The organism is Flavobacterium sp. (genome assembly GCF_027533505.1).
Taxonomy (GTDB): Bacteria; Bacteroidota; Bacteroidia; order Flavobacteriales; family Flavobacteriaceae; genus Flavobacterium.
This window is the reverse complement of sequence record NZ_JAPZUB010000021.1, coordinates 1-24,774: the sequence shown is the minus strand read 5'-3', so window position 1 is coordinate 24,774 and position 24,774 is coordinate 1. Positions and strand designations below refer to the sequence as shown.

Genomic DNA, 24,774 nt, shown 5'->3' with positions numbered 1-24,774 from the left:
GAGAAAAAAACAAATACACGCAGAAAAAAGATTCGGAAGATTGTACTTCGTACACTTTTGGCGTTACTTCTTTTGTTTATTTTTACAGCTATTGCGCTCTCTCTTCCTGTGGTACAAACGCGTATAGCCCAATATTTTACCGAGCAAATTAACCGCGATTATGGCACCAATATTCAAGTACATCGCGTTGAAATAACTGTTTTTGGAGGCGTACAACTCAAAGAGGTAATTGTTCGCGACAGTACCAAAGATACCTTGATTTTTGCCCAACGCATTCGTACTACCTTATCGGATGTAAACTCTTTGTTGGCGGGCAACCTCTATTTTGGAAAAATGGAAGTAGACCAACTTTTGTTGGATGTCAAAACCCCTAAAGGAAAGCGCGATACCAATTTGGATGATTTTGTGGCTGCCTTTGATGATGGAAAACCTTCTTCGGGCAAATTTCGCATGCTCGCAGAAGCGATTACCTTAAAAAACAGTACCTTCCGAATGACCGATTACAACCGGAAAGTACCGAAAGACGTTGACTTTACGAGGATAAATGCAGTGTTGTCTGATTTTAAAATCAAAGGACCCAATGTCTATACCCATGTCGACCGGATGGCTTTTCAGGACCATCGTGGCTTGGAGGTCACCCAAATGGAGACCCAGTTTACCTATACGAAGCAAAATATTCGGCTAGAAAAAACAGACTTAAAGACAGCAGAGTCGCATTTCAAAGGCGATATCATTCTTCGCTATGAACGAAAAGATTTTGCCGATTTTAACAATAAAGTTCGCTTCGACATCACTACCCAGTTGGCCTCTATTGCAACCAATGATATTCGCTTTTTTTACAGCGAAATGGGAAAAAACAACCGCATCAATTTTTCGGGGAAATTGGAGGGTACCCTCAATAATTTTACCGCTCGGCGATTAATTTTACGCGATCTTTTAAATTCTGAAATTGTAGGTACAGTTAATTTTAGAAATTTGTTTGCTACACGCAACGAAGGTGATTTTTACATGAAAGGAAAATTCAAAAAAGTTTCCTCCAATTATGATGACCTCACCGCATTACTTCCCAATGTTCTTGGAAAAAAATTACCTTCTTCACTTCAAAAACTAGGGCAATTTCAACTCGATGGAACTGCCGAAATTACGCCCAAAACGATTGAGGCGGACTTTAATTTAGTGACTTTACTAGGACAATTGAGTAGTAATTTGACAATGTCCAATATTGATCACATCGACAATGCTTCTTATTCGGGGGTTTTGGCCATGAATCAATTTGATTTGGGTCGATTCTTAGGGCGTTCTGATTTAGGAAAAGTAAGTCTTAATGTAACCGTCGATGGGAAAGGATTTGTTGAAAAATATTTGGATATTCGTTTTTCGGGTGGGGTTCAAAGTATGGAGTACAACCGTTACACCTACCAAAATATTCTCGCCAACGGAAATTTCAAAAAGCCTTATTTTAAAGGGAAAATTAATGTAAACGACCCCAACTTATTTTTTGATTTTGACGGAATTGTAGACTTAAGTAAGAAGGAAAATGTGTATGATTTTCATGCCCGAGTAGATTATGCCAATTTGAAGCGATTGAATTTTTCAAAGGATGACGTTGCTGTTTTTCGCGGCGATATCGTGACCAAAATAACAGGGAGTTCTATTGATACCATGAAAGGCGATTTGGTATTGACTAACGCTTCATACATCAACAAAAAAGACCAATACTTTTTTGATTACCTCACGTTAAATTCCTCTTTTAATAGCGAAAACGAACATGTAGTTACCCTGTATTCCCCCAACGAAGTTAACGGTAAAATTCAAGGCAAATTTGAGTTCGAACAAATCGCCAAAATGGTCGAAAATTCCTTGGGAAGTCTGTATGCCAATTACCGTCCCAATACACTCAAAAAAGGGCAGTATGTGAAGTTTGACTTTGTAGAATTTCATAAAATCATCGAAATCATTAATCCTGAAATTTCATTCAGTGAGGATGCGCGTTTAACCGGGGTTATTCGCAGTGATGAAAACGATTTTAAAATGGATTTGACCTCCAAAACAGTCGATGTTTTTGGCAATCATTTGGATAATTTCGTACTAGAAATCGACAATAAAAATCCGTTGTACAATACTTATGTTCAATTAGACACCCTAAAAACAAAGTACTATAAAATTCGTGAATTTTCTTTAATCAATACCACAGCCAAAGATACCCTCGCTTTTCGAACCGAGTTTAAAGGCGGTGAAAAAGGAAACGACTTTTACAACTTAAACCTGTACCACACCATAGACGCTCAAAAAAATAACGTGATTGGTTTTCGAAAATCAGAAGTCATGTTCAAAGACTATTTGTGGTACATCAACCGCAGCGATGACGATAAGAACCGCATTGTTTTTGATAAAAATTTAAATAACTTTCGCTTTGACGATTTACTCATTTCCCATGATAATGAATTCATGGCCCTCAGTGGATCGATCAATAATGGGCAAAAAAGTAAGGATTTAAAGCTCACGTTTCACGATGTTAATTTGAACAAAATTACGCCCGATGTTCCGCAGTTTGTGTTTGAAGGAAAGGTAAATGGTGCGGTCAATATCAAACAAAAAGAAGCCGTGTATCAACCCACAGCACAAGTGGAAATCGACGAATTATTGGTCAATGAAAATGTGTTAGGGGATTTGAATTTACAAATTAAAGGAAACGAAGACTTCAGTCGCTTTGATATTTATTCAACTATTGAAAACGAACTTTTCCGATCGTTTACCGCTGATGGGAATTTGAGAACCCAAGCGGGTGAAACTTTTGTCGATTTGGATGTAAATTTTCAGAAGTTCAATTTGGGGGTACTCGATCATTTGGGCGGAGACGTTTTGACCAAGATTCGCGGTTTTGTCTCAGGAAATGCGCGAATCGATGGGAACATCAATAATGTAGATTACAACGGACGCTTGTTTGTAGATGAAGCGGGAGTTACCATTCCGTATTTGAATGTCGATTACGAAATGCAACCCAATTCGATTGTCGATGTAACGCAGGACCGTTTTATCATTCAACGTACCCGAATTTTGGATTCGAAATACAATACAGAAGGGACTTTACAAGGTTTTGTTCGCCACAAACAGTTTGGAAATTGGGAATTGGATTTGAACATTGCCTCCAATAGAATTTTAGCCTTAGATACGCAAGATAAAGAAGACGCCGCTTATTTTGGTACCGCTTTCATCGATGGATCAGCTACGATTAAAGGCCCCACCGACGGTTTAGAGATTGATGTGGTGGCCACTTCACAAAAAGGAACCGATATAAAAATCCCTATCAATGACGCAGATGCCGTCTCGGAAAACAATTACATTCATTTTTTAACGCGTCAAGAGAAAAATGGCGAAACTCCAAGAGATGCTGAGTTCATTCGTAATTACAACGGCTTGCAAATGAATTTTGAGTTCAATATCACTCCAGTGGCCAATATTGAAGTGATCTTGAATCGCGAGTCCAAACATGGGATGCGCGGAACCGGAGTGGGGACTTTATTTATGAATATTAATACGCTGGGGAAGTTTGAAATGACAGGCGACTTTCAAGTTTGGGATGGCTACTATAATTTCAAATACGGTGGTTTGATTGATAAAAAGTTTAAGGTAAAACGATTTGGCTCCATTGTATGGGAAGGCAACCCGTACCGCGCGCAATTGAATCTGGAGGCGGTTTCGCAAAACATTACCGCCAATCCCGCTGTTTTGGTGGAAAATGCTTCGTTCAATCGCAAGATTCCCGTGGATGTGGTTATTTCTTTAAAAGGAACGGTTTTGGCTCCCGAACCCGATTTTGCCATCAATTTTCCCAATGTGAGTTCGGTAATGCGCTCCGAAATCGAAACCAAACTCAGTGACCGCGATACACGTCAAACGCAAGCGCTCTATCTTTTATCGACGGGAGGATTTTTGAGTCCCGAGGGTTTAAGTCAATCCCAAATTACCAACAGTTTTTATGAAAAGGCGGGGGCCTTGTTTGGCGATTTATTCAATGATAAAGAAGGGAAATTTATTCTCGATGTAACGTATAGTCAAGCCGATCGAACCGCTTTAACGCCAACCGACGGTCGTTTGGTGGCTAATATTACAACCCAAATTAATGACCGAATAACAATCAATGGTCGGGTCGGTGTACCTACAGGAGGAGTGTCGCAAACGGCGATTGTAGGTAATTTTGAAGCGCAGTATCGCGTCAATGAAGATGGAACCTTGAATTTACGTGTCTTCAACCGTGAAAATGATATCAATTATATCGGTCAAGGCGTTGGGTATACGCAAGGTGCAGGGGTGTCGTATGAAGTAGACTTTGATACGTTTAATGAATTGATTAAAAAAATCTTCGGTAAAAAAGCGGTGCAAGTCGAATCAGCTTCCCACGATTTACCCGCTGATTCGGGACATTTACCTGATTATATCGATATGGAAACGGGTAAAGAGAAAAAAGAAAAATCGCAAGAATTGCCCAAACCCAATCAAGAGGCTGTCCCTCACGATGATTAACGCGGCATTGATAAATTCGCTTTCTTTTATTTAAAAAACCGTAAACTTATCAACGAAATCGTTTGAAGTTTGCCGATTTTGTGAAATCGGTAAAAACGTCCTATTCTATATCCTACAGGTTTGCTAATTTTACATTATTAAAGTGAGGAATATGTCAAAAAGAATAAAAAAGATTGGCGTACTAACATCCGGTGGGGATTCCCCAGGTATGAATGCAGCCATTCGTTCGGTAGTTCGTGCTTGTGCCTATTACAATGTCGATTGTATGGGGATATACCGCGGTTATCAAGGTATGATTGAAGGTGATTTTAAAGAAATGGGACCGCGCTCGGTTCACAATATCGTCAATAAAGGCGGCACTATTTTGAAGTCGGCTCGCTCTAAAGAATTCATGACGGCTGAGGGAAGAGCCAAAGCGTATGAAAATTTGAAAGAAGCGGGTATTGAAGCCTTGGTTGTTATCGGTGGAGACGGTTCGTTTACCGGAGCTGAAGTTTTTAATAAAGAATATAAAATTCCGGTGATTGGAATTCCAGGAACGATTGATAACGATATATTCGGCACCAGTCATACATTAGGTTACGATACAGCCTTAAATACCGTAGTCGAAGTAATTGATAAAATTCGCGATACAGCCAGTTCCCATAATCGTTTGTTTTTTGTGGAAGTGATGGGCCGTGATGCCGGTCATATCGCTTTAAATGCCGGAATCGGTGCAGGTGCCGAAGAAATTCTTATTCCCGAAGAAGATTTGGGATTAGAGCGTTTACTCGAATCGTTACGACGCAGTAAATTGTCGGGTAAATCATCTTCTATCGTTGTGGTGGCAGAAGGCGATAAAATTGGTAAAAATGTCTTCGAATTAAAAGATTATGTCGAACAAAACATGCCCGAATACGATGTTCGTGTATCGGTGTTAGGACATATGCAACGCGGTGGATCCCCCTCTTGTTTTGACCGGGTATTGGCCTCGCGATTGGGCGTAAAAGCAGTCGAATCGCTTTTGGAAGGCAAGTCCAATTTCATGGTCGGGTTACTCAACGACAAAGTAGCGCTCACACCTTTGGAACAAGCCATTAAAGGGCATACCGAAATTGATTTGGAATTGGTTCGCGTGTCCGATATCATGACCATCTAAATTATTAATAATCAAGTTTAAATCATAAATAAAAAGAAAATGTCTAAAGTGAAATTGGGAATAAACGGTTTCGGTCGTATTGGTCGTATCGTTTTTAGAGAAACCTATAATAGAGATAATGTAGAAGTTGTAGCCATCAACGATCTTTTAGATGTTGACCATTTGGCGTATTTGTTGAAATATGACTCAGTGCACGGACGTTTTAATGGAACGGTAGACGTAAGAGACGGAAAATTGTATGTCAACGATAAGTATATTCGCGTAACCGCGCAAAAAGATCCTGCTTTGATTCAATGGGATGAATTAGGAGTTGATGTCGTAGCAGAATGTACCGGATTCTTTACCACTGTAGAAACGGCGAGTGCGCACTTAAAAGGAGGAGCCAAAAAAGTAATCATTTCAGCTCCTTCGGCCGATGCTCCTATGTTTGTTATGGGCGTAAACCATACTGAAGTTAAACCCACAGATTTGGTGGTTTCCAATGCCTCATGTACAACCAACTGCTTGGCACCATTAGCCAAAGTGATTCATGACAATTTCGGAATTGTTGAGGGATTAATGACAACAGTACACGCGACTACCTCAACACAAATGACAGCTGACGGACCCTCGCGTAAAGATTGGCGCGGTGGACGTGCAGCCAGTGTCAATATCATTCCTTCGTCGACTGGGGCCGCCAAAGCCGTAGGTAAAGTGATTCCTTCGTTGAATGGCAAACTTACTGGAATGTCGTTCCGTGTTCCTACGGTAGACGTGTCCGTAGTGGATTTGACGGTAAAAGTGGCTAAAGAAACGTCGTATGAGGAAATCATGGCGGTATTAAAGAAGGCCTCAGAAAATGAAATGAAAGGTATTCTTGGTTTTACGGAAGATGATGTAGTTTCTCAAGATTTTGTTGGCGATGCGCGTACTTCAGTTGTCGATGCAAAAGCGGGAATCGGATTGAATTCGACCTTCTTCAAATTGGTATCTTGGTACGATAATGAATACGGATACTCCAGCAAGTTGATTGATTTAGCAGTACATATTGCTGCGCTATAACTATAAAATCCCGAAAGTGTTTGCGCTGTAAACTTTTCGGGATTTTTTGTGACTAACCAAACCCAAACCTATGAAATTATTAGTAGATAGTGGATCAACCAAAGCCGATTGGATTGCTAAAGATGAAAGTGGTAAAGTTTTGTTTACCACGCAATCGTTGGGCTTAAATCCTGAAGTTTTGGATAAGGACGAAATTATCGATCGATTAGAGGATAAGTTCGACATTTCCCACAACAAAGACAAAGCCACCCATTTGTACTTTTATGGCGCTGGTTGTGGCACCGACCGCATGAAAGATTTTTTAACGGAGGTGTTCAAAGAATATTTCACGCAGGCCATCGTATCGGTGTATGAAGATACCTATGCCGCCGTTTATGCCACCACGCCCAAAGATGAAGAAGCCATCGTTTGTATCTTGGGGACAGGGTCCAATTGCAGCTATTTTGACGGAAAAGTTTTGCATCAAAAAGTACAATCCCTAGGGTATATCGCCATGGATGATTGTTCTGGGAATCGTTTTGGACGCCATTTGATTCGCGGATACTATTTCAACAAAATGCCCAAAGAATTGGCACTCGAGTTTGAAGAGGAGTACAATGTTGACCCGGATTATATCAAACACAATTTATACAAAGAACCCAATCCCAATGCGTATTTGGCTACGTTTGCAAAGTTTTTGATTAAACACAAAGATCATCCCTTCTGTCAAAAGTATATTGAGATGGAAATGGTCGATTTTGTTGAAAATTATATCATGCAATACCCGCAACATACTTCAATACCGGTTCATTTTGTGGGTTCGATAGCTTTTTATTTAAAAGAAGAACTTACCGCCATTTTAAGTCGCTATAACATCCAAATTGGAAATGTGTTGCGACGCCCCATTGACGGTTTGATTGCCTATCACATTTTAAACAAATAATAATTCACTTTAAAACTCCATTTTTTTGGAGTTTTTTTATACAAAATACGGAACTATGGAAATTGCCATAATTGCCCATGACGGGAAAAAAGCCGATATGGTTCAGTTTTTAAACGAAAACAAAACCTTGTTGCAACAAGAAGGAGTCAAAATTATTGCTACTGGAACAACAGGAAGTAAAGCGATAGCTGCTGGATTTAAGGTCAAACGCTATTTATCGGGACCCATGGGCGGTGATGCCCAAATTGCCGCCCGAGTCGCTGAAGGAAAAACACAGATGGTCTTGTTTTTTAAAGATCCTGCATCCAGTCACGCACACGAAGCCGACATCAACATGCTTATTCGCATTTGTGATGTTCACAATGTACCGTTGGCCACCAATGAGGCTACAGCAAAACGTTTGGTAGCCACGTTACAGAAATAAGCTTATTTGATGGCAATCATAGCGATTTCCACATTGACATTTTTGGGCAAACAAGCCACTTGAACAGTTTCTCGAGCCGGAGCCGTTTTTTCATCAAAATAACGAGCGTACACCGCATTGATGCGCGCAAAATCACCCATGTTCATGATAAAAATGGTTGTTTTAACCACGTGTGAAAAATCCATTTCAGCAGCAGCCAATACGGCTTTCATGTTTTCCATGACTTGTTGGGTCTCCGCTTCAATATCCGAAACGACCAATTCGCCTGTTTCGGGATGGAGTGCAATTTGACCAGAGGTGTAAAGCGTATTACCCACCAAAACGGCTTGATTGTAGGGGCCAATAGGAGCAGGAGCGTTTGTTGTAAAAATAATTTTTTTCATATTATCGTAAGGTTCGGTCCGGTTGTGAATTTTTATCCCACTTAATATCGCTTAACATACCGGACTTGATTCCAATGAAAAAGCCCCAGAATTGATTCAATCCAAAAGGACTCCAATTGAAGTTCATGCTCCAGCTGTCTAAATCTCTATTGATGCGTAAATTAGTCGCCACAATACCGTTATTTTTAAAGTCATACCCAGTTGAAACCCCCAAAGTCCATTTGGAAGTGAGCGTAGTATTGGCCGCAATCATAAGGGAATTGCCCGTAATCTCATTTTGACCGCGATCATTGGAATAGGTGAGGGCATAAGCTAAATTGATATCCCATGGAATAATCGACTTATAAAAACCAGCAAAGGAGTCTTCTTTTTCCTCTTTGTCTTCCATACGATTGATTTCTTCATTGGCTCCAAACAAATTGTCCCCACGTCCTCCGTTGCGAAGCCCTTGCACATTTTCTTTGGGGGGCTCACCCGAGCTGTTAAAGGTGTAATTGATGGTTACATTGGCACTTGTCATGCGCAAAAAACCGCCATTGTCCCATACAAATTTTTCCACCCGTACCTTGGAAGCATCCAATTGATAGGGGTCAAAAACCGCAGCAAAGTTGACACTCATTTTTTCCTTAAACAAAGAAGTTCCGCCCGTCATGTTGAACGTTCCCAGTCGAAAAGTGGGTGCGGCAAAATTATAGCGAGTTCCTACGGTAAGATTATTTAATAAAAATATCTTTTTCAATTCTGTTTTGGTTGAATCCCGATCGCGAACTTTTGCCTCCAAAACATTTACAATGGAAATATCAAGCGCGTTGGATAATGCATTGGAAGGAGCGCCATAAATCCCACTTTCAAATCGTGTATACCGCAATACCGTTCCTGCACTGTTGGATACATAATTGTCAAAATATTGATCAAATCCAGGCGTATACGAATGCGTTAATGTAGGGCGAATGGTATGACGAATGGCCTTGAGACGCCCCTCGCCTTTAAATTTAAAATTCCCATAAATGGTTGTTCCTATGGAATTATTGATGGAATAGGTACGAAAAGCATCAATTCCACTAACTTGCGTTGTAACCACTTCATTGGTTGCTGTATTGAAGCTTTTACGAATAGTTTTGTTAACCCAAACCTCGTTGTAATTCAGGGAAGTAGTCACGCTAAAAAACTGAAACAATTTAAAATTGGTTTGCAGCGGAATCGAATGTTGCATCCCGATTTGTGCCGTATCGAACATTTCTTTTCGGAAGAAAAATTCCTCTTGAACCCGAAACTGATTTCGTCCGTTGACATTGTATTGAAAATTGATGTTTTGAATGATTCCTTTTTTGACCCCACTTTTGGGCGCAAAAGGGAAAATTCGGTCTACACTTCCTTGTAGTGTAGGCAAGGTCATATCAATTTGTTGCGTTTGGTTGTTTTGCGTATGCGTAGCCGAAGCGGTAATGTTTATTTGGGGTTCGGTATTGAACGTTTTGGAATAGGTAATCGACGAGCTCAAGGTATTGTTCAACTGCGACCCCAAGTTGTTGATGTTTAAGGATTGCTGAAAATAGCGGCTACTTCCTAAGTTGACCGAGGCTGAAAATCGGGAATTGGGATTGGATTTAGCATCTTTCGAGTGGTTCCATTGAATGTTGTAAATATTTTGTTTGGCATAGCCTGGAAATCCGCGTTCACCGGAAATTTGATTTTCAAAACGCAAATTAAACGTGCCATTAAAATGATAGCGCTTACTGTAATTGGTCTCGGCCCGTAAAGCATAACTCCCATTGGTAAAATAATCGCCCAATAAAGCCAAATCATAATGATCACTCAAAGCAAAATAATACCCGCCATTTTGCAAAAAGAAGCCGCGGGAATTGCTTTGCCCGTAGGCTGGAATGATAATGCCAGACCGCGCTTTGGTGGTTATAGGGAAAAAGGCAAAAGGAACCGCAATAGGGGTAGGGACGTTATAGATATACATGTTGGTAAACCCGACGACCACTTTTTTATTGGGTACAAATTTTACTTTTCGTGCCAAAAAATAGTACTCCGGATCTTCCACATTTTCAGAAGTCGTAAACCGAGCTCCCTTCATAAAATACACCGAATCATTTTCTTTTTTGGAGATTTCAGCGAGGATGTTCAATTCTTGTTGCTTAGTACGCGAATTCCAAACCTTTGCTTTTTTGGTTTTAAAGTTAAATCGAATCGAGTCGGGCTCCACTACTGTAGCACCTTGTTTAAAAACAGGATATTGAATGTAATTTCCCGCCGTATCTTTTAAACGACCTGCATATACTTCGTCATTTTTATAATCAAAAACAATAATACCCGCCTTCAACTCGTAATCCATGTACTTCAAAACCGCCTCATCCATCATGGTGATGATTTGCTTTTTTTGGTCAAACTTCACATAGGATTTTCCGTAATAGTCGACGATACTTTCCAAGTATTTTTTTCCTTTAGTAATCGAATCAGAAGGGGTGACTTTGACTAATTTTTCGTTGGGAGTCGATGAATTTGAAGTAGTTACCTGACCATAGCTGCTTGAGCTTCCCCATGTTAGGAAAACGGCTAATAAAACGATATAAAATATCTTGGTACGCAACAGGATTAATACTATTTTTGTAAAAATGTGGTCCGATTTTTGACGGGCAAACTTACATATTATTTCGTCAAAAATAGCTAATAAATTATTTTATCCTTTTACGGATTTAATTAAAATTAACGATTAGAATTATGAGTCAACCCTTTGCGCGAGCGATAGTAGTGTTTTTTTGTTTTACTTTCACCCTCAGTGGACTAGTAGCACAAACGTCAAAATTTAAAGTAGCCCTTGATGCAGGGCATGGCGATCACGATTTTGGAGCCGTATATAATGGACATATTGAGAAAAATATCAATTTAGCAATTGTACTCAAAGTTGGAAAATTATTAGAGAAACACAATGGTATTGAAGTGATTTACACCCGAAAAACCGATGTGTTTATTGATTTGATTGAACGTGCTAATATTGCGAATCGCGCCGATGCAAGTATTTTTGTTTCTGTTCACTGTAATGCCAACAAAAATCCCGCCGCCGATGGTACTGAAACCTATGTAATGGGTATGTCCAAAAACGCTTCTAACTTGGAAGCGGCCAAACGAGAGAACGCGGTAATTACCTTAGAAAAGGATTACAAACAAAAATATGAAGGATACGATCCTCGAAAACCCGAGACGATGCTGGGCATGATGCTTATGCAAGAGGAGTTTTTGGAGAATAGTATCGCACTTGCGGCCAAAATTCAAGATAATTTCGTAAAAATGTTGGGTAAAAAAAGTCGTGGTGGAGGTGTAAAACAAGCTCCTTATATGGTTTTGCACAAAGCCTATATGCCACGAGTATTGATTGAAACGGGATTTGTCTCCAATCCTGTGGAAGGCGCACGATTGGATTCAGAAGAAGGGCAAAATGAAATAGCGGATGCGATTTACAAAGCCATTTTAAGTTATAAAAAAGATCATTTTGACGGAGAAGACAATTCCGATTCAGTGAAACCCTCCCAACGGGTTGAGGAGTTGCCGGTACCACCTTCGCCTTCCAAAAAAGATACGGTTATCAAAAAGACAGAACCGAAAATTGTGGACAAACCGGTCACTAAAGGGGTAGTTTTTAAAGTTCAAATCTCAGCAAGTGCCAAGAAGTTGGAAACGGTTCCGTCAAATTTTAACGGGTTAAAAAATATTGAAGTGACACAAACCCCCGCAGGATTGTATAAATACACCTACGGACAAACGGCTAATTATGAAGAAGCTAAAAAGTTATTGCAAGAAGCCAAATCCAAAGGGTATACCCAAGCATTTGTAATTGCATTTAAAGATGGAAAGAGCGTTTCGGTGCAAGAAGCTATGAAATAAAATTATAAATTTGCAGCTTAAAAAATAGTTGATTTTGAAACTAACTCGGGAATTAAAAACAGCCATACTCGTCATTGCCTCCATACTCCTTTTTATATGGGGCTATAGTTTTTTGAAGGGTAAAGACATATTGAGTAAACAACGGGTTTTGTATGTGGTTTATGATAATGTGGAAGGATTAGAAAAATCGGCTCCGGTTACTATCAACGGTTTAACCATCGGGAAAGTGAGTGCTGTGAGTTTGGACAATGAAACTGCAAAAATCACAGTAGCATTGCAAATCAATACCGATTTTCCCATCAAAGAAGGAAGTAAAGCTGAAATCTATGCACCGAGTCCGATAGGAGGAAAACAAATAGCCATTATTCCCGCGGCCTCTGGAAATTTAATTCCCGATGGAGGGCAGTTGGTTCCGGCAACCAAATTGGGACTTACCGAGGAGATTGCGCGTCAAATTGAACCGTTGAAAGTAAAAGTGTTGAAGTTGCTAGACAATACCAACGCGATGATGGAAAACATCAATCAGGTGATGGATGCTTCTACCAAAGAGAATTTGCGTCAAAGTTTGGCGCACCTCGATGCCATGTTGATAGCATTTCAACAAGCAGGAGCCCAAACCAATACGATGTTGGTCGAAAACCAAAAAAACATCAAAGGGACCATGGCTAACGCAGAAAAAGCTTCAGCTAATTTTGTGAAAATTTCCGACGATTTAGCCAAAGCCAATTGGTCTGAAACCGTGGCTAAATTGGATGAAACTTTAAAAAATGTAAATCTTCTATTGCAGCAAATGGAAGCCGGAAAAGGGACGATGGGTAAATTAATGAAAGACGAGCAGTTGTATGCCAATTTCACTAAAACGTCCAAAGAATTGGAACTGTTGTTGCAAGATTTGCGTTTAAATCCGACACGTTATGTAAACGTGTCCTTGTTTGGTAAAAAAAATAAACCGTATGTGGCTCCTGTTGCCGATACGATAAAAAAATAAAATACGATGGAATATTTGGATAATATTTTCTTTGCGGTCATTTTGGCAATTGGCGTGGGGTATTTTGCCCTTAATGTCAAAAAGTTAATGCGTAACATCAAGTTAGGACAAGCGGTCAACCGATCTGATAATCCAAAAGCGCGTTGGAACAATATGTTGATGATTGCCTTGGGACAGTCCAAAATGGTAAAACGCCCTGTTTCGGGAATCATGCATATTTTGGTGTACGTGGGATTTGTGATCATCAATATTGAAATGCTCGAGATTGTTATCGACGGACTTTTTGGTACCCACCGCATATTTGCCTTTATGGGTGGCTTTTACAGTTTCTTAATCGGTTCTTTTGAAGTGTTGGCGGTTCTTGTTTTGGTGGCTGTTGTTGTGTTTTGGGCACGACGAAATGTGTTGAAACTTGGTCGTTTTGCGAGTACGGATTTGGAGGGAAAGCCGAAAAGTGACGCCAACATTATTTTGTATTTTGAAATTGTATTAATGTCATTGTTCTTGTTGATGAATGCTTCCGATTTTTGGTTGCAACAAGCAGGTGCTTCGCATTATGTGAGTGCAGGTTCGTTCCCTGTGAGTCATTTTATCAGTCCAATCTTCAATGGACTTAATGAAGGTACGGTAGTGTTATTAGAGCGAACCTTCTGGTGGATGCATATTGTAGGCATTTTGATTTTCTTGAATTATTTATATTACTCTAAACATTTGCACATTTTATTGGCTTTTCCAAATACCTATTATGCGGACCTGAATGCCAAAGGTAAGCTTGATAATCTGGAGAGTGTTACTCGTGAGGTACAATTAATGATGGATCCCAACGCTGATCCTTTTGCGGCTCCTGTTTCAACCGATGTGGTTCCTGCTAAATTTGGAGCGAGTGATGTCATGGATTTGAATTGGGTACAGTTGCTGAATGCCTATACGTGTACCGAATGTGGGCGTTGTACCTCTTCTTGTCCAGCGAACCAAACGGGTAAAAAATTGTCTCCCCGAAAAATTATGATGGATACCCGCGATCGTTTGGAAGAAGTAAGTCGAAACATCGATACCAACAAAGGGGTGTTTGTTCCGGATAACAAATCGTTGTTGAATGATTATATTACGACTGAAGAACTATGGGCCTGTACTTCGTGCAATGCTTGTGTAGAAGAGTGTCCCGTAAATATAAGTCCGTTATCAATTATCATGGATATGCGACGCTATTTGGTCATGGAGCAAAGTGCTGCACCACAATCGCTCAACGCAATGATGACGAATATTGAAAATAACGGCGCTCCATGGCAATACAACCAAATGGATCGTTTGAATTGGAAAAGTGAGTAACGCGATGCATGGCATCAAACTATAACTGAACCATTCCTAATGTGAGGGCGGGAATGGAACAGAACAAATGAATCTAATCAAAAATTCGAAATCATGAAATCAGAAGACATTGAAAAGTCTTTACAGTCTGTTACTGAAAATGGACAGCATCTTAGCCCTATTTTACCGGAAGGCATCAAAAATTACCTCATCGATATTGATGGAACGATTTGTGATGATATTCCGAATGAAGAACCCGAGCGCATGTTAACCGCAGAAGTTTATCCCGATGCCTTGATTACGCTCAACAAATGGTACGACGAAGGTCATGTGATTTTTTTCTTTACCTCCCGTACCGAAGCGCATCGTGCGTATACCGAAACGTGGTTAAAACAACACGGTTTCAAATACCACGGCATTTTATTTGGAAAACCCCGTGGCGGAAACTACCACTGGATTGACAACCACTTGGTCAAAGCAACCCGATACCGTGGGAAGTTTACCGATTTAATCGAAAAAGAAGTCACCATCCAAGTCTTTGATGATGGGAAACATGAATAGTTAGAATATTTTCAAACGAATTGAACTATGGCTGAAATTTTAAATGTACCGACAATGGCCGAGATGATGGCGCAAGGGCAACAACCTGAAGTGGTTTTTTGGGTGGGATGCGCAGGAAGCTTTGACGATCGCGCCAAACGAATTACCAAAGCATTCGTCAAAATTTTGAACAATGCAAATGTATCGTTCGCGGTATTAGGGACAGAAGAATCCTGTACTGGCGATCCAGCGAAACGTGCAGGAAATGAGTTTTTGTTTCAAATGCAAGCCATGATGAATATTCAGGTTTTGAATGCGTATGAGGCAAAAAAAATCGTTACCGCTTGTCCCCATTGTTTCAATACGCTGAAAAATGAATATCCAGAACTGGGGGGACATTATGAAGTTATTCACCATACCCAATTTCTTAAATCCTTATTGGACGAGGGGCGTTTAAAAATTGAAGGGGGCACCTATAAAGGAAAACGCATCACATTTCATGACCCATGTTACTTGGGACGTGCCAATAATGTGTATGAAGCGCCACGGGCTTTGATTGAAAAATTGGACGCCGAATTGGTCGAAATGAAACGATCCCGTGCCAACGGCTTATGCTGTGGAGCTGGAGGTGCTCAAATGTTTAAAGAACCTGAAAAAGGGAACAAAGACGTCAATATCGAGCGCACCGAAGATGCTTTGGAAACCAAACCTGAGGTAATTGCAGCCGGTTGCCCTTTTTGTAATACCATGATGACCGATGGTGTGAAGCATTTTGAAAAAGAAGGTGAAGTCAAAGTATTAGACATTGCTGAATTAATCGCCAACGCCCAAGATTTGTAACGAATGAAGTGATACATTTTAGGGTGTGATTACCTTATCACCCATTATAGTATCACAATAAATATACAAACCGGCGTTTCAATCCAAATTAAAGTGATGCCATCACGGCCCAAAAAAAAATAGCATATGTACATTCCTTTTGAACAATTACCCGAGGAATCCCGAATATGGATTTACCCTGCCAATCGCAAACTTTCGGAGGAGGAAGTAACCGAAATCGAACAGGTATTGTTGCATTTTGTGGAGCAATGGTCGGCCCACGGTACCGCTTTGGAAGCTTCGTTTAAACTAGTTTACCAGCGATTTATTGTGTTGGCAGTTAACACCTCTGTTCAAGCGCCAACAGGCTGTTCTATAGACGCTTCAGTAGCTTTAATTCAACAATTAGAACAGCAATATCAAATTGATTTGTTGGATAAAATGAACGTAACTTTCCGTCAAGGAGAATTTATCACCCACAAAACCTTACTTGACTTTAAGCGAATGGTCAAGGAAAAATCGGTGGGTCCCAACACCATTGTTTTCAATAATTTGGTAAACACGGTCGAGGAGTGGCATTCGCATTGGGAAGTTCCCGCCGCTGAAAGTTGGCATGCACGTTTTTTCTAATTACTTCTCATGCAACACTACGCTAAATTTTTGTTTTTGCTCTTCGCGATTGCGTTTGCGGTTCAATGTAATTCCGTAAAAAATGGCCCATCGAAAACCCACTCAAAATCTCTTCCAAAACCCAATACCGTTTCTGGAGAGGAAGATGACGTGTATATCCCCGTGGCCAAAGCCGATCGCAAAACATTTTTCAAAGATACTCCAGCAGAACAGCTTTGGGCCGATAGCGTTTACAACCAAATGACGTTGAAAGAACGTATTGGGCAATTGTTTATGGTGGCTGCGTATTCCAATAAAGATAGTGCGCATTTCAACAGTTTGGATCGATTGATAAAAAACGAATCCATTGGAGGTTTGATTTTTTTTCAGGGCGGTCCTGTTCGTCAGGCGAAACTAACTAATCGTTTTCAAAAACAATCCAAAGTCCCATTATTTATTGGGATTGATGCTGAGTGGGGACTCAATATGCGTTTGGATTCCACCTACAAATACCCTTGGAATATGACCTTAGGTGCCGTTAAAAATTATGCATTAATTGAAGAAGTAGGCCGACAAATGGCGTTGGAAGCCAAACGAATTGGATGCCATTTTAACTTCGTACCTGTTTTAGATATCAATACCAATCCCAAAAATCCCATTATTGGGCATCGCTCTTTTGGTGAAGAAAAGCATAATGTCACCGACCATGCGGTAGCATTAATGAAAGGCGTTCAAAGCACGGGGGTCTTTTGTACAGGGAAACATTTTCCCGGACATGGCGATACTGCTACCGATTCGCATCATGCTTTGCCTCAATTGTTATTTGACAAAGAGCGCATTGAACGGGTTGAATTGTATCCTTACAAAAAAATGTTTGATGAAGGGCTGGTTTCGGTGATGGTGGCTCACTTAAACATTCCGAGTTTGGAACACCGTGACGGTTGGCCTACCTCGGTTTCCCATTCGGTGGTAACCAATGTACTACAAGACGAATTAGGTTTTGAAGGATTGATATTTACCGATGCCTTAAACATGAAAGGGGCTAGTAAATTTATGGCGCCGGGGGAATTGGATTTGGAAGCTTTTTTAGCGGGAAACGACATTTTACTTTTTCCCGAAAATGTTCCTTTGGCTAGTGAAAAAATTGCCACAGCCTACCAAAATGGCTTGATTTCTGAAAACCGTTTGGCCCAATCCGTAAAAAAAATATTGCGCTACAAATACAAAATTGGATTACAGAAGCCACAGCTCGTTGAGGAAAAAGGAATTCCTGAAGCAATGTTTACACCTTTTAAGGAGGCCTTGCATTATCAAATCTATGAAAATGCCATCACATTAGTCAAAAACCAAGACGATATTCTTCCCATTAAAGATTTGCGTCAAAAAATTGCCTATATCAAATTAGGTGACGATCAGAATACTCCTTTTTTGCAAACCCTTCGCAAGTATACCGATATTACAGAAGTGGTTGAAAGTCATCCCGATACGCTAAATATACGGTTGAAAGCGTTTGATCTCGTTATTGTTGGGTTTCATAAATCAGACCGGGCTTGGCGGAAACATGATTTTTCGGAGGCTGAACTTCAACTTTTAGATAAAATAGCTCAGTCGAATAAAGTTATTTTAGATGGTTTTGTCAAACCCTATGCGCTTTCAGCAGTTCCTTCCTATGAAAATATTGAAGCTGTAGTGGTATCGTATCAAAACAGTGAAATTGCACAAGTGGTTTCGGCTCAAGTACTGTTTGGTGCGGTTGAACCCAAAGGAAAATTACCCGTTACCATCAATGCTGAATTTCATGAAGGGCATGGTTTTAATTTTACCCCCCTCAATCGATTAGGATTTACGGCACCGGAGAATGTAGGCATGAGTCCAACAACTTTAGCCCGTATCGATCAAGTAGCCCAAAAAGCCATCGATGGTGCTATGACCCCAGGAATGCAAGTGTTAGTTGCCCGACGTGGCAAAGTGATTTTTCATAAAGCGTATGGGAATCAAACCTATGAGGCCCAGACCAAAGTACAACCTTCAGACCTGTACGATGTGGCTTCTGTAACTAAAATCGCTGCTACTTTACCGTTGGTGATGCAATTGTATGATCAAGGGAAATTACGACTCGATCAAACATTGGGCGAGCTTTTGCCAGAAACAAAAGGAACCAATAAGGAAGCCATCACGTTAAAAGAATTGTTATCGCATTACGCACGACTACAAGCATGGATCCCCTTTTATAAAGCGACATTAGATGCTGAGAAATGTCCAATGCCACAGTATTACAGTTTGGGACAAAAGCCCGGTTTTGAAGTTCAAGTTTCTGAAAATTTATATTTGAAAAATGAATACAAAGAATCGATTTTCACCCAGATTTTAGAGAGTAAACTGTTGGATCAAAAAGAATACAAATACTCTGACTTTACCTTTATAATTTTACAACGCATTGTAGAGAAATTTATGGGTAAACCTTTGGATGAAGCGATTCAAACCAATTTTTATCAGTCCATGGGCTTGTCTAGTGCACGATTTAATCCTTTGCATAAATTTGACGCACGTAATATAGCACCCACCGAAATTGATAACTATTTTCGTCAAACTTGGATACAAGGGTATGTGCACGATATGGCCGCTACCATGATGGGAGGCGTCGCTGGACATGCGGGGTTGTTTTCGAATAGTTTGGATATGGCCAAAATAATGCAATTGTATTTGCAACAAGGGAACTATGGCGGTATCCATTATTTTTCACCCGAAACCTTCACTACGTTTAATACCTGTCATTACTGCGCTGATGGGAACCGAAGAGGATTAGGTTTTGACAAACCCCAATTAGGAAAAGAAGGGCCCACGTGTGGTTGTGTTTCAATGCAAAGCTTTGGTCATACCGGATTTACAGGTACCATGGTTTGGGCCGATCCTGTAAGTGAAATCGTGTATGTGTTTCTATCCAACCGAACTTTTCCCGATAGTAATGCTCCCAATAAGTTGTCGAAAGAAAACATCCGTGAGGACATTCAAAAAATTATTCAAGAAGCCATTTTAGATCGCTAATTTTAATTGTTGGCTCCGTGTTTTTCGCTTGATTTTTTTGGTAAATTCGTTGAGCAGATTAAATCCCATTGTGAAAATCTAAGTCGCTGATTTAGGCTGTTTTGCTTATTGGGAAAAAGTTGATGCTGCGCTTCAAGAATATGAAAATTGCTATTGTTTGTTACCCCACCTTTGGGGGAAGTGGCGTAGTGGCCACAGAATTGGGTTTGGAATTGGCCCGAAGAGGTCATGAAATTCATTTTATCACCTACCGACAACCCGTTCGTTTGGCTTTACTCAACCCCAATGTGCATTACCATGAAGTCAATGTGCCCGAATACCCCTTATTTCATTACCAACCCTATGAATTGGCGTTGTCCAGTAAATTGGTTGACATGGTTAAGCTTTACAAAATCGAACTATTGCATGTACACTATGCCATTCCTCATGCGTATGCAGGGTATATGGCACAGCAAATGTTACGCGACCAAGGGATACATATTCCCATGGTTACCACATTACACGGAACGGATATAACTTTGGTAGGTAAACATCCCAATTATAAAACGGCGGTTAGTTTTAGCATCAATAAATCAGATATTGTTACTGCAGTTTCCCGGGACTTAAAGGAGGAAACCTATCGGCTTTTTGATATAAAAAATGAAATTCATGTGATTCCCAACTTTATTGAATTGGAAAAACATCGCAATGAAAACCATATTGCCTACCAGCGTTCGGTTATGGCCAAAAAAGAAGAACGAATTATTACCCATATCAGTAATTTTAGGAAGGTAAAACGCATTCCTGATGTAGTTAAGATATTTTATAAAATTCAACAAACGATACCTTCCAAGTTAATGTTGGTAGGGGATGGTCCCGAACGGCTTCCAGCGGAACGATTGTGTGAAGAATTAGGCATCGTCGACAAGGTAATTTTCTTTGGAAATAGCAACGAAATCGACAGCATTTTGGCCTATTCCGATTTGTTTTTACTCCCTTCTGAAACGGAAAGTTTTGGTTTGGCAGCCCTTGAAGCGATGGCTTGGAGTGTACCAGTAATATCCAGCAATACAGGAGGATTGCCAGAAGTCAATGCGCATGGAGTATCCGGATATTTGGCCCCCGTTGGTGCTATTGATACGATGGCCCAAGATGCGATTTCCATTCTCAACAATAATGCAACCCTAGCTACGTTTAAGAAACAAGCACTCGAAGTGGCTCAACAATTCGACATTGCGCTTATTTTACCCCAATATGAAAAGTTATACCATGAAGCCATTCACAAATCATGAAAAAAAGCTTAGTTATATTTTATAGCATTTTTTTGCTAACCGCTTGTAAATCGACATTGCCTCCAGAATCAAGCTTCACAGCCTATGATATTTTATTTGGCAGAGACTATGATGGAGCCTCTTTTCAGTTTTTTGAAATGATAACTGAAGAAAGTGAATACCAAATGTTGCTGAAAGATCCCATTATTAGTCCCTATCTAAAGCCAAATGACATTCAAGATAACAATTTTATTTTGGTCAATTTGGGTGAAAAGCCTACAGGAGGTTGGTCGATTAAGGTAGAAAAAGTAAAAATTTTAAAGGATAAAGTAGAAGTGGTTATTCGCGAAATTCCCCCAAAAGGTATGGCCACCACAGCGCTAACTACTCCTAATTTTGTATTGAAAATAAAAAGTAAAAAACCGATTGATCTACAAATAATAAATCCCGGCAAGTAACCGGGATTTGTGTTTATTGTTAGAAACGGTAACGGATCCCTAAAGCGATATCGGGACCGAAACTTTCGTCTCTGAAATCACTAGAATTCGAATAAATTTCGGGTCGGAAATCTAAGGATAATTGCAGCGGTATTTCAAAATTGTATTCTATACCAACATTTCCTGCCGCAAATAAAAATGTTCCATTATCGGAAACGCCATTTTTATCATAGCTCCAACTTCCTAAACCACCCCCAACACCAGCGTACCAATTGAATCCGTTATCAATTTCCCACACCCACTGGTACAGCCCTGTCAATTTAAATGCGTCAACATTGTTGCTGTTACGCCATCCGAGGTCAAATTCAAGACGGTTGTTTTTGGATAAGCCTCTCTGATAAGAGATTTCACCACCAAATCCATCATTGTCTCCCAAACGAAGACCCAAAGCGTGTTTTGAAATGTCTTGTGCTTGAGCAAAATAGGCGCCACCCAGCAAGGCGAACATACACAGCATTTTTTTCATAGTTACAAAATTTAGTTAAACAAATTAGAGCGTGTTCTTTTACAAACCGTAAAATAAAGGCTTTAGTATGTTTTAACACTCGATTTTAAGAAAAATTTTGCTGCTTTGTGGTGTGGTGCGTTTTGAGGGTGAAATAATGGATTATAGTGAGTAGTATAGACCTAAGGTAAGTTGCCTTGGTCGTAATGAAAATTGATATTCGTTTACAAAGTTCAAGTAACTGTTTGTAGTTGTAAAAAATTGAGTATTAAGAATATTCAACAAAGTGACATTAACATTTAGTTTTTTAGATGGCTTGTAATAAAAAGCCATATTAAAAAGCGAGTTAACATTGGTTTTGCTACTCAGAGAAGATTTAGTTTTTGATGACTCAAAGCCTAAACTTAATCGTGTAGTGTTACTAGTGTATATATCCAAATTCAAATTTTGAAAAAGGAATGAGTTACTGATTTTATTGCTTTCTGTTTCAGAGGTTCCTAAATTTAGTTTTGCTTTATATTCAATAGAAAACCAACTCCCTTTGTCCCAATTCATCGAAAAATCAAAGCTATTTCTTCTATTAAAAGCATTGAGAAATTGATTGTTGAAGAATAATTGATTCTTGAATATGTTAAAAGAATAATTAAAATCAGTTTTAAATGAACCTAGAAATCCCTTTGTTAAATAAAGAGAATATCCATAGTTATGGGTGTAATTAGGTCTTTGAATAACATTTGTAGTCAGAAACCCATCATTATTCAACTCATTAGAAAAAGTTACATCTGATTTAATCTGATTTATGTTCCCTTTTAAACTAAAATAAAAACTATTTAATATGTTACTATAATTTATAGAGGGTAAAAATGAATTTGTTCTGATGACATTAATAAAATTTGGATTTTGAATAACGGTATTATAACTCGTCAAAAGGGTTGGTGTATAGAGTTGTGAGAAATCAGATATTTTAGTATCAAAACTATAATTAATACCAATTTTCCATTTTGAATTAAAATTATACTTTAAAGCTATATCAGGTTGAATAAAAACGTAAGAGTTTGTTAAAGACAAAGGAGAGCTTTTATTTTCAATAGTATGTAAGTCTATATAGTCAAGCGATACATTCCATGATAGTGTTAGCTTTCCAATTTTAATTTTTGAATTGAGTTTTGTTGTTGATGCTATTTTTTGATAATTATAATCACTTGAAAACGGAAAAATGGGAGTGTTTAAATTTGATTCTTGCTTTAAATTACTATCAAAATTGAAATAATGGAAGTTTAAATTTTGACTTAAATTCCATTCTAACTTTGCAAATCTAAAATTGTATTGCGAAAAACTAACTAAATTAAATTTTTTGATTTGAACTTGCTGTTTTGTGAAATCACTCGTATTCGTAGTACCTAGTATGGTTTCAAAAACTGGAGGAGACACCAGTAGTTCTTCAGTATTTTGTAGGTATTGTATCAAAATGCCACTTTGAAAAATATTTTTATTACCAATTAAGGTTTTGAAGTTAGTATTGTTGTTAATCTGAAAATTATTTTGATTGTAATTGGATTCCAGAGAATTGTTGTTTATAGTGACACGCTCAATTCCTGAGTTATCTCCATATCGATAACTTGTAGTGTTTTTTAAATAAAATTTTCTTTTATTGATTTCTTGATTCAAAACAGCATTAAAAAATGTAGTGTTTAGTTGATTTCGATTTCTGTTAAAAACATTACTCGATTGATTATTAGTCAAAAATTCACTAGTTAAAACATGTTCTATTTTACTCACTTCATTTCCATAATTAAAATTCCATTTCACTGTAGTTGAATCATTGACTTTATGCAAAGCATCATTAGTTATAGCATAGGATTCATTATTTAACCAATATTTATCAGATATCGCAACACCTTTGACATTAGGTTTATTAATAACTTGTGTATCCTCCAAAATAAAGTTGCCAACATTTGAATTATCGGAAGTTAAATTTTCACCAATGCTAAGCAATGTTTTGCCAATATTATTTGATTTTACACTAGCAATGTTTTGAAAACTATCTTTGAAATATATTGGAGTTGCGTCTAATTTCCCAGTCAAGAAAGGAACGCCTACATCTCCAGTTAAGCTTCCGAAAAATAGGCCAGCATTTTTTTTGATTTTTAAATTAAAAGCTACTTTATCTGTCTCTGTTTTACCAATATGAATACGTTCATGATGATGTTTTTGCATCACATCAATCTCTTCAACAACATCCGCAGGAATGCTTTGTGAAGCTATAGAATAATTTCCTTCAAGTAAATCTACTCCATTGATATACAAATGACTAATAGGTTTATCTAAATATTTTATTTGTCCGTTTTGTTGAATACTTACACCGGGAATTTTTTGGATAACATCTTCAATAGTTACATCTTTTTTTGATTTTAATCTGTTAACGTTATAAGTTATAGTGTCCCCTTTAATACTTATGGTTTCTTTTCCTTTAATTACAACTTCATCTAAAGTTTCTGTCTTTAATTTAAGCTGAAAGTCTTTTTTACAACTTTTATATGGAACTTTTAATCGTAATGTCTCGTATGAAATATGCCTAACGGTTAACCAAATACTATCAAGTTTGCTTTCAAATTGATTAGTAAACGAAAATCACCATTTAAATCCGAAGTATTAAATCCTAAAATTCGATTACCCGATTCAGTATCACTTGCAATAATTATGCTGTTTGATAATACTTTACTACTAGAGTCAATTACTTTTCCCTCAATTTTTACTTGTTGGGAATATCCAAAAAAAGGCATCCCAATGAGGAATGCCATAATAAATTGGTTTAAAAAAAAGGGCTATGGTCTAATTAATATACGGTAAATTTATTATGTTTTTAAATTCATACCATGCGGAGAATGATGTAGCTATTAACAACACGGTTTTCTTTAGCGGACTTTGACTTTCATTTATGATTGATTTTAGC

General features: G+C 38.7%; 19 protein-coding genes. 14 read left to right on the top strand and 5 right to left on the bottom strand.

The genetic code is table 11. The features are described 5' to 3' along the window. Positions 1-57 precede the first annotated feature (57 nt). The 5 genes from O9316_RS04700 to O9316_RS04680 all read left to right on the top strand — a co-directional run bounded on the left by O9316_RS04700 (position 58) and on the right by O9316_RS04680 (position 8,049). The gene (locus tag O9316_RS04700; RefSeq protein ID WP_298205110.1) at positions 58-4,524 is read left to right on the top strand and encodes a translocation/assembly module TamB domain-containing protein; all 4,467 of its coding nucleotides are present in this window, start codon (positions 58-60) and stop codon (positions 4,522-4,524) included. Positions 4,525-4,675: 151 nt separating this feature from the next. Beyond that, positions 4,676-5,662, top strand: coding sequence for a 6-phosphofructokinase (pfkA, locus tag O9316_RS04695; RefSeq protein ID WP_073362352.1), 987 nt, complete (start codon positions 4,676-4,678; stop codon positions 5,660-5,662). 39 nt (positions 5,663-5,701) lie between these two features. Next, a complete protein-coding gene (gene gap / locus O9316_RS04690; RefSeq protein ID WP_298205109.1) occupies positions 5,702-6,703 on the top strand; it encodes a type I glyceraldehyde-3-phosphate dehydrogenase in 1,002 nt (333 codons plus the stop codon). A 70-nt stretch (positions 6,704-6,773) separates the two neighbouring features. Then, positions 6,774-7,625: an N-acetylglucosamine kinase gene (locus O9316_RS04685; RefSeq protein WP_298347038.1), complete on the top strand. Its 852-nt coding sequence runs from the start codon at positions 6,774-6,776 to the stop codon at positions 7,623-7,625. Between the two features lie 55 nt (positions 7,626-7,680). Further along, the gene (locus O9316_RS04680) at positions 7,681-8,049 is read left to right on the top strand and encodes a methylglyoxal synthase (RefSeq protein WP_298205107.1); all 369 of its coding nucleotides are present in this window, start codon (positions 7,681-7,683) and stop codon (positions 8,047-8,049) included. A gap of 2 nt (positions 8,050-8,051) precedes the next feature. Here O9316_RS04680 and O9316_RS04675 read toward each other — a convergent pair whose 3' ends face one another. Both O9316_RS04675 and O9316_RS04670 read right to left on the bottom strand, forming a co-directional pair. Continuing rightward, the gene (locus O9316_RS04675; RefSeq protein ID WP_298205106.1) at positions 8,052-8,432 is read right to left on the bottom strand and encodes a RidA family protein; all 381 of its coding nucleotides are present in this window, start codon (positions 8,430-8,432) and stop codon (positions 8,052-8,054) included. Position 8,433: 1 nt separating this feature from the next. Continuing rightward, positions 8,434-11,028, bottom strand: coding sequence for a putative LPS assembly protein LptD (locus tag O9316_RS04670; RefSeq protein WP_298205105.1), 2,595 nt, complete (start codon positions 11,026-11,028; stop codon positions 8,434-8,436). 131 nt (positions 11,029-11,159) lie between these two features. On the opposite strand from O9316_RS04670, the gene O9316_RS04665 reads away from it, so the two are divergent. The 9 genes from O9316_RS04665 to O9316_RS04625 all read left to right on the top strand — a co-directional run bounded on the left by O9316_RS04665 (position 11,160) and on the right by O9316_RS04625 (position 21,337). After that, the gene (locus O9316_RS04665; RefSeq protein WP_298205104.1) at positions 11,160-12,320 is read left to right on the top strand and encodes an N-acetylmuramoyl-L-alanine amidase; all 1,161 of its coding nucleotides are present in this window, start codon (positions 11,160-11,162) and stop codon (positions 12,318-12,320) included. Between the two features lie 34 nt (positions 12,321-12,354). Further along, positions 12,355-13,308 (top strand): MlaD family protein, encoded by a 954-nt coding sequence (locus O9316_RS04660; RefSeq protein ID WP_298205103.1) that lies wholly within the window; start codon positions 12,355-12,357, stop codon positions 13,306-13,308. A gap of 6 nt (positions 13,309-13,314) precedes the next feature. Then, positions 13,315-14,637: a (Fe-S)-binding protein gene (locus tag O9316_RS04655; RefSeq protein ID WP_298205102.1), complete on the top strand. Its 1,323-nt coding sequence runs from the start codon at positions 13,315-13,317 to the stop codon at positions 14,635-14,637. Between the two features lie 93 nt (positions 14,638-14,730). After that, complete coding sequence (locus tag O9316_RS04650) at positions 14,731-15,177, top strand: phosphoheptose isomerase (RefSeq protein WP_073362337.1); 447 nt, start codon at positions 14,731-14,733, stop codon at positions 15,175-15,177. Positions 15,178-15,204: 27 nt separating this feature from the next. Further along, on the top strand, positions 15,205-15,996 hold the full coding sequence (locus O9316_RS04645; protein WP_298205101.1) for a (Fe-S)-binding protein: 792 nt from the start codon (positions 15,205-15,207) through the stop codon (positions 15,994-15,996). Positions 15,997-16,122: 126 nt separating this feature from the next. Beyond that, on the top strand, positions 16,123-16,605 hold the full coding sequence (locus O9316_RS04640; protein WP_298205100.1) for an ABC transporter ATPase: 483 nt from the start codon (positions 16,123-16,125) through the stop codon (positions 16,603-16,605). Positions 16,606-16,614: 9 nt separating this feature from the next. Further along, the gene (locus O9316_RS04635) at positions 16,615-19,629 is read left to right on the top strand and encodes a glycoside hydrolase family 3 N-terminal domain-containing protein (RefSeq protein WP_298347035.1); all 3,015 of its coding nucleotides are present in this window, start codon (positions 16,615-16,617) and stop codon (positions 19,627-19,629) included. 140 nt (positions 19,630-19,769) lie between these two features. Next, a complete protein-coding gene (gene bshA / locus O9316_RS04630; RefSeq protein ID WP_298205097.1) occupies positions 19,770-20,900 on the top strand; it encodes an N-acetyl-alpha-D-glucosaminyl L-malate synthase BshA in 1,131 nt (376 codons plus the stop codon). Next, positions 20,897-21,337 (top strand): protease complex subunit PrcB family protein, encoded by a 441-nt coding sequence (locus O9316_RS04625; RefSeq protein WP_298205096.1) that lies wholly within the window; start codon positions 20,897-20,899, stop codon positions 21,335-21,337. The genes bshA and O9316_RS04625 overlap by 4 nt, the downstream gene beginning before the upstream one ends. A 19-nt stretch (positions 21,338-21,356) precedes the next feature. On the opposite strand, the gene O9316_RS04620 is transcribed toward O9316_RS04625, so the two are convergent. From O9316_RS04620 to O9316_RS04610, 3 genes are all read right to left on the bottom strand, one after another. Then, positions 21,357-21,842, bottom strand: coding sequence for a hypothetical protein (locus O9316_RS04620; RefSeq protein WP_298205095.1), 486 nt, complete (start codon positions 21,840-21,842; stop codon positions 21,357-21,359). A 141-nt stretch (positions 21,843-21,983) separates the two neighbouring features. Next, a complete protein-coding gene (locus O9316_RS04615; protein ID WP_298205094.1) occupies positions 21,984-24,128 on the bottom strand; it encodes a hypothetical protein in 2,145 nt (714 codons plus the stop codon). A gap of 275 nt (positions 24,129-24,403) precedes the next feature. Then, the gene (locus O9316_RS04610) at positions 24,404-24,622 is read right to left on the bottom strand and encodes a hypothetical protein (RefSeq protein WP_298205093.1); all 219 of its coding nucleotides are present in this window, start codon (positions 24,620-24,622) and stop codon (positions 24,404-24,406) included. Positions 24,623-24,774 lie beyond the last annotated feature (152 nt).